At 48.3% G+C, this 1,576-nt stretch carries 1 protein-coding gene; it reads right to left on the bottom strand.

The window, feature by feature from the left end:
- Positions 1-437: 437 nt before the first annotated feature.
- Positions 438-1,576, bottom strand: a 1,139-nt coding sequence (locus tag F1735_RS33450) for an RHS repeat-associated core domain-containing protein (protein WP_167241298.1), incomplete at its 5' end; no start/stop codon positions are given.

Below are 1,576 nucleotides of genomic sequence, written 5' to 3'. Positions count from 1 at the left end.
AATGAGATTAGCCATGATTCCGCCGCCGTAACCGATCAGATTTCCTCCGATATCACGAAAAAGCGATGAAAAATCGTGCTCTCCTGATGTCGGCCAGTTCGGAAAAATCGTTTTGCAATTGGCTCTACATTAAACAAGAAAATATTTCAAAAGAATTTCATCCTCACGAATCGTACTCTGCATCTTATATCCTGCCGAGAGCGCATACCAATGAAAACTGACTAACTTGACATTGAATATGTTAAAAATTAGCGAAGGCGACTTCACCGGACCATCATCATTACGCGTGGATTTTTTTGTCGTCGCCCAATATTTAATCTCTTTAGATAGCATTCTGAACCGCCAAGCGCCAACAATGCTTACCTCAAAGTCTTGGCGGGCATCAAGTGCAGCTTTTGCTCTAATCGCGAATATCCTATTCGGATAGCTTATTATCATTAATCCTTACCTCCAAACATTTTTTTACAGGTTAAGTATCCCACAACACACATGAAGTAAGTGCCGGCACGTTGTCCCATATTTCCACCAGTTGACGCGACGGCTTTGCACTGCTCAAGTGCATCTTCACAATTTCCTTTAGGAGGTAACGTTGGTTTTATAGGAGGAACTTCGACGTGGCATTGCAGAGGTTCCTGTTTCGGAGGCCAACTAATCCCCCCAGGGAAATCCTGCGGGGGAATTTGTCCGTCAGAAGACGTCCATGGGGGAGAGCCTGTTACTGGATGCGTCTGCTGCCACCACAGCGCCCCTGCAGCTCCAGCTACAAAAAGAGCCTCGCACCCACCTCCGGCACATACACCACCGATAACGAGCGGAACAATAGTACCGGTTGGGTCCGTGTATCTAACGGGATTTCCTAATGCATAACCGTAAGTATTAACGCCACCTTCTAACCCAATCGGATCGCTTTGAATATATCGACCGATTTGCGGATCATAATCTCTGAAGTAGTTGTAATGGAGATTGGTCTCACGTTCATAATATTGACCAGGAAAGCGCAGATTGTATGTGAAGTTTCCAAGAAGATCCGGATTTTCATTAGGCAGATCGTCGCCAAATGGATTTACCGCATTCCAGCGCCACATCATTTTGTTATCGCTGGGACGCGTAATCACCCGCGATGTTCCCAAGTGGTCAATATAGATGTAGTACGCATTCTCGACGACGTTTTCAGTACGCAATTTAACCAAGGCAACTGGAATACCTTCGATATAGACTATCTCCTGTATCGGAGTGCCGGCACTGTCGTACTCGCCGACCATTTGCCCGGTCTCGTTGTACACGAAGTAAGTTGAAGCGCCGGCCACACCCACCTTGATGGTCCTTTCTCCGATTCCGTTATAGCGGTGTTGAACTAGACCACCAGTGCCACTTGTCACGCTGTTCATGCGGCCGTTGTTGCCGTAGCCGAAGCGCAACGTGCCATCGCTGATGAGGTTGCCTGTAGCGTCGTACGTGTTGCGTTTGGCCGGTACCGGCCCGGAAGTCGACGTCAGCCGATTGCTGCCGGCATCAATGGTGTTGAGGTAGCTGTTCGGTCCGACAGTTAACTTTGTGCGGTTCCCGTTCGCGTCGT

It is taken from the genome of Massilia genomosp. 1 (genome assembly GCF_011682185.1).
In the GTDB taxonomy this organism is placed as follows: Bacteria; Pseudomonadota; Gammaproteobacteria; order Burkholderiales; family Burkholderiaceae_D; genus Telluria_A; species Telluria_A rubra.
This window is presented reverse-complemented; position numbering and strand designations above follow the sequence as displayed.